At 68.9% G+C, this 4,202-nt stretch carries 5 protein-coding genes; 4 read left to right on the top strand and 1 reads right to left on the bottom strand.

Features of this window, described 5'->3' with window-relative positions:
• Positions 1 to 96 precede the first annotated feature (96 nt).
• Complete coding sequence (locus tag MXD58_RS21650; protein ID WP_248837467.1) at positions 97 to 621, bottom strand: cupin domain-containing protein; 525 nt, start codon at positions 619 to 621, stop codon at positions 97 to 99.
• 201 nt (positions 622 to 822) lie between these two features.
• Between MXD58_RS21650 and MXD58_RS21645 the strand changes: the two genes are divergently transcribed.
• The 4 genes from MXD58_RS21645 to MXD58_RS21630 all read left to right on the top strand — a co-directional run bounded on the left by MXD58_RS21645 (position 823) and on the right by MXD58_RS21630 (position 4,151).
• Complete coding sequence (locus MXD58_RS21645; RefSeq protein WP_248837466.1) at positions 823 to 1,059, top strand: NfeD C-terminal domain-containing protein; 237 nt, start codon at positions 823 to 825, stop codon at positions 1,057 to 1,059.
• Positions 1,060 to 1,074: 15 nt separating this feature from the next.
• A complete protein-coding gene (locus MXD58_RS21640) occupies positions 1,075 to 2,226 on the top strand; it encodes an SPFH domain-containing protein (RefSeq protein ID WP_248837465.1) in 1,152 nt (383 codons plus the stop codon).
• Between the two features lie 825 nt (positions 2,227 to 3,051).
• On the top strand, positions 3,052 to 3,912 hold the full coding sequence (locus MXD58_RS21635) for a helix-turn-helix domain-containing protein (protein ID WP_248837628.1): 861 nt from the start codon (positions 3,052 to 3,054) through the stop codon (positions 3,910 to 3,912).
• Positions 3,909 to 4,151, top strand: coding sequence for a DUF397 domain-containing protein (locus tag MXD58_RS21630; RefSeq protein WP_248837464.1), 243 nt, complete (start codon positions 3,909 to 3,911; stop codon positions 4,149 to 4,151). The genes MXD58_RS21635 and MXD58_RS21630 overlap by 4 nt, the downstream gene beginning before the upstream one ends.
• The last annotated feature ends 51 nt before the right edge of the window (positions 4,152 to 4,202 follow it).

Raw genomic sequence — 4,202 nt, 5'->3', positions numbered from 1 at the left:
GCCAGCCCAGTCCCACCCGGCCAGCCCAGTCCCACCCGGCCAGCCCAGTCCCACCCGGCCAGCCCAGTCCCACCCGGTCAGCGCAGTCCCACCCGGTCAGCGCAGGGAGTGTCCCGTCGTGACATCCACATGATCGGGTACCGCATCGTGCCGGTCACCGACGGTCAGCGTTCCCGTCGGCTCGAAGAGCAGGAGCGACGCACCCGCAGGTGACGCGGGACGGTGCTCGACGCCGCGCGGCACGACGAAGATCTGGCCCTGGTCCAGCACGACGACGCGTTCCCGGCCGCCGGGCCCGTCGCGCAGCGCGATGTGCAGCGCGCCGGCGAGAACGAGGAAGAACTCGTCGGTGTTGGCGTGGCTGTGCCAGACGTGCTCGCCGCGGACCTTCGCGATACGGACGTCGTAGTCGTTCACCTGGGCGGCTATTCGCGGGCTCCACAGCTCCTCGAAGCGGCCGAGCGCGGCGGTCAGGTCGATGGGCGCCGGCGCTCCCGGCCAGCTGGCGAAATCCGTCTCCCCATCGCCGGGAACCTGCGGGAGGGGAACCTGGGCCTCGGTGCTCTGGACGGAGCCGACATGGTCGGACGGGGTCTCGTCCGACCGAATGCGCGCGGTCATCCGCCAAGGATCAGTCACCACCCGCGGCGGAAACAAGTACCGACGGAGATGCCGAGCCGGGCCGGGCCGGGCGGTGCGGTCCGAAACCGGACAGCTCGAAGCCGCTGTGCCCGCGCGCGTCGACTTGTAGCCTCATCTCGCCTGACGGGAGACGCTCGGCCCGGCCTTCCACGCCCGCACCCGCGACAGGAGGTCCACATCGTGGGCGATCCGTCCGTCGTGGGCCTCGTCGGGGACCTGGTGGTCGCCACCCGGGGCGAGGGCGGGCCGGGTGAGGTGGCCGTGCGCGTCCGAGGCGGGATCGAGACCTTCCTGGCCTGGTCCGAGACTCCGCTTCCACGGGGCGCGTCCGTCCTGGTCATTGGCTCACGCGGGCCTCGGACCGTCGAGGTCGTGCCGTGGCTGAGCCCTACCGCCATCTTCGGCGGCGATTTCTGACGAAAGGTGCGCGGCGTGTTTGGTTACCGAGTTCCCGCTCCCGACGAGGCCATGCTGGTCTCGGGCGGCAAGAACCGCGGCGGGCAACCATTCCGGGTGGTCACCGGTCATGGCGCCTTCATCCTGCCCTTCTTCCGCAGGACCCGGTTCCTGACCCTGGCGATGCGCGAGGCCGAGGTCGAGGAGACCTGCGTGACCTTCCAGGGCATCGCCCTGCATGTCCGGGCCGTCATCGCGTTCAAGGTCGGCAACGACCAGGTGAGCATCGTCAACGCGGGCCAGCGCTTCCTCTCGGACCAGGGCCAGATGGCCGTTCTCACCGGACGCATCTTCTCTGGCCACCTGCGTTCGATCATCGGCTCGATGACGGTCGAGGAGATCATCCAGGACCGGCAGAAACTGGCCACCGAGGTGCTCGACGGCTCGAAGGAAGAGATGGCCCGGATCGGGCTGACCATCGACGCGTTGCAGATCCAGTCGATCGACGACGGGAAACTCGGCTACATCGCGGCGATCGCCGCCCCGCACAACGCGGCGATCCAGCAGCGGGCACAGATCGCTCAGGCGCAGGCGAACCAGGCCGCCGCCGAGGCCCAGCAGCGCTCGCAGCGGGCCCAGGCCGAGTACGCCCGCGAGACCGCCGTCGTGCAGGCCCAGTACCGGGCCGAAATCGAACGCGCGCAGGCGGAGGCCGAGCAGGCCGGACCGCTCGCGCAGGCGCAGGCGCAGCACGCGGTGATTACCGCCCGCACGGAACTGGCCGAGCGGGAGGCCGAGCTTCGTCAGCAGCAGCTGATCACCGAGGTGGTCAGGCCAGCGGAGGCACAGGCGGAGCAGATCCGCATCCTGGCGCTGGCCGACGCCGAGAAGATGCGCATCCAGGCGGAGGCCGCCGCGTCGCACGACAGGGTCGCGCTCGACCGGCTGCTCATCGACCAGCTACCGGAGATCGTCCGGCAGGCGGCGTCCGGGCTGGCCGGCGCGAACGTCACGGTACTCAACGGTGCGGACGGCGTCGGGGAGATCGCCAGCGGTCTCGTCGGCCAGGGCATCGCCATCTTCGAGGCGCTGCGCACCGGGGTGCACCAGCCGCCGCTGCCGATTCAGGACGGCCGGGGCGAGGAACGGGCACCGGTGAGGATTCCGGAGTCCGGCCGGGAGTTGTGAGCCGGCCGCCGCGCCGCCGCGACCGCCTGTGCCTCCACGCGGCCGCAGTATCCGTACTCGACCCGGCGACGCCACACCGTCAGGCGGCAGCGGTCCCCCTCTATCGTCCAGGTTCTCCGATCGGCGCGGTCCTCGATCTGCACGGGTAGCAGGGTTCCGGGCTCCACGGCGCGAAGATGCGCCCAGGAGTGCGCGGCCTCCCATTCCAGGAAAGTGCCGACCAGTTCACCGTCACCGTCATAGACCTGATATCGGCGAGTCGTCATTGTCACGCCTTTCAGTCATTGTTGTCATGCCTTTCGGCGGTTTTGGAATCAGACTGTTCGAGGTCCCCTGGAGCAACCAGCCAGACGTGCATCCGGGCTCTCTGCGGTGGCGATCCGGACACCGATCCCCCACAGCGGGACCGACCGGCAGCACCGCAGGCCTCGCCAGGTGAACAAGTCGGACGGATGCCCACGGCGCCAGCCGGGGGTGGGCGGACGCGCGGGCCGGTGGCTGCTGGCGGACGGTCGTCCGGGCACGCGGGGCGGTGCGTCGGGGCGAGCGGTAGGCGCCGATACACGACGGTTGTCCGGACTCCGCCGGAGACTCCGCATCTTCGCCATCGACTACTCCTCGTAGACAGCCCGCACCCCAAACTCTCACTCATAGACACTGGTTCGCCACTCAAGGTAGACCTTGACGCGCTCTGTTGCCCCCGACGGCCTCACCTGCAACAGCTTCTGTAAGAGTCTCGCTACCCAGAGCGGTTCACTGCGGATATGGGGTGGCGATCCAGTGGCAGGATGCATCCATCACTCCGAACCGACCGAAGGACGAACGATGGCGACTAGCGGCGGCCCGACGGTGCGGCGGCGGCGGTTGGGCGCCGAGCTCCGGCGACTGCGCGAGACCGCCGGAGTCTCGGTGGAGGACGTCTGCCAGCTGCTGCGCTGCTCCGTCTCCAAGGTCAGCCGGATGGAGAACGGGCGGGTGCCGGTGCGGACTCGCGACGTGTCCGACCTGCTCGATCTGTATGCAGTCACTGAAGGTGAGCAACGTGATGCGCTGATGGCGCTCGCCCGCGAGTCGCGCCGACACGGCTGGTGGCACTCGTACCACGACGTCGTCCCGACCTGGTTCGAGATCTACATCGGCCTCGAGGGCGACGCCGCGTCGATCCAGGTCTACGAGTCGCAGCTGGTCCACGGACTACTGCAGACCAGCGACTACGCACGTCACGTCATCCGCGCCGACGACCCGGAGGTCAGCGAGGACGAGGTGGAGCGAAAGATCGCCCTGCGCCTGGACCGTCAGCGCCGCCTCACCGCGCCCGATCATCCCCGACTGTGGGCGATCCTCGACGAAGCGGTACTGCGCCGCGAGATAGGCGGCCGGGCGGTGATGCGCGACCAGCTCGAACTCATCGCCAAGAGATCCGAACTCCCGAACGTCACCATTCAGGTGATTCCGTTCAGCGTGGGCGCTCATGCCGGACTCGGCAGCGCCTTCTCCGTACTCGGCTTCCCGGACTCCGAAGACCACGAAGTGGTCTATATAGAAGAAGCTGCCGGCAGCCTGTATATAGAGCGTGTCGCCGAAGTCCGGCGCTATAAGTTGAAGATGGACCATCTCCTGGCCGCCGCACTTCGACCAGAGGAGTCCGTTCAGATGATACTTTCCGTGGCGAAGGAATTAAAATGACCAGATTTGCGAAGCCCGATCCGCGCGATCCCGCCGAGCTGGCCTGGCGTCGGAGCAGCTACAGCAACGGAGCCGGCGGCATGTGTGTAGAGGTCGCCCCCCTGGGCGCTGGCATCGCGGTACGTGACTCGAAGAACCCGACCGGGCCCGTCCTCGCCTTCACCGCCGGCGAATGGGACGCCTTCCTGGCCGGGGCGCGGGACGGCGAGTTCGACCGCGAGCGGGTCCGCCTGCACTGACCGACGGCGGCGCTCGTCCCGCCGGCCCGGCCGCGGGCCCGCGCCCCGGGC

Source organism: Frankia sp. AgKG'84/4 (genome assembly GCF_023242965.2).
In the GTDB taxonomy this organism is placed as follows: Bacteria; Actinomycetota; Actinomycetes; order Frankiales; family Frankiaceae; genus Frankia.
Note: the sequence above shows the minus strand (reverse complement) of the source record. Positions and strands in the feature narration are given on the sequence as shown.

Bases quoted from the DNA above. Each gene is read 5' to 3' on its own strand.
- MXD58_RS21650 (WP_248837467.1), bottom strand. From the start codon at position 621: ATGACCGCGCGCATTCGGTCGGACGAGACCCCGTCCGACCATGTCGGC.
- MXD58_RS21635 (WP_248837628.1), top strand. From the start codon at position 3,052: ATGGCGACTAGCGGCGGCCCGACGGTGCGGCGGCGGCGGTTGGGCGCC.
- MXD58_RS21630 (WP_248837464.1), top strand. From the start codon at position 3,909: ATGACCAGATTTGCGAAGCCCGATCCGCGCGATCCCGCCGAGCTGGCC.